This is a genomic window from Desulfosporosinus sp. Tol-M2 (assembly GCF_059735615.1).
Genome location: NZ_JCAIJG010000160.1, coordinates 1 through 501 on the forward strand (window position 1 = coordinate 1; position 501 = coordinate 501).

1 protein-coding gene is annotated in these 501 nt (G+C 50.3%); it reads right to left on the reverse strand.

Translation table 11 applies throughout. The annotated features are described in order from the left end of the window. The coding region (locus AC6I5A_RS12240) for a YdcF family protein (protein ID WP_497900722.1) at nt 1-501 on the reverse strand (501 nt) is incomplete at both ends.

A 501-nucleotide genomic window follows, 5' to 3' on the forward strand; every position in this document is an offset into this window, starting at 1 on the left:
CGGCCTTAAAATCGTCATACTGAGTAGGGCAGGATACGACCCGGACTTCCTTCTCCATTGAGCCCACGGCCTTGACAAAAACCTTCTTTGCCCGTCCCGAATGTGATTTAGAAGTCACGATAATCAGGGAGTCGATGTCCTTTCGACTCTTCAGATACTCCCTGACCTGAACAGCTTCATCCTGGGTACTAAGCGCATCACCCGGCAGAGTAGTAACCTTTACCGCCGGTACTCCCAGCTGCACTGCCACTTCACTGGCAATCTCAGAATCATGGGGGATCTTTACCCCTTGGCTGACAACCAGATCATAGCCCCTGACCATATTCCTGACCATCACTATTTCATCTGCATAGCCCTGTTTATAAAGATCCACCGCCCCCAGCATCCGATCAGGTCCGCTGCCCATTAAAACAACGATCAGATCACTACGCTGTGGTTCATCCTCTACCACCAGAAAACTGCCGAGGGCAGGTAAAGATAATCTGCCCAGAATGAAAATAC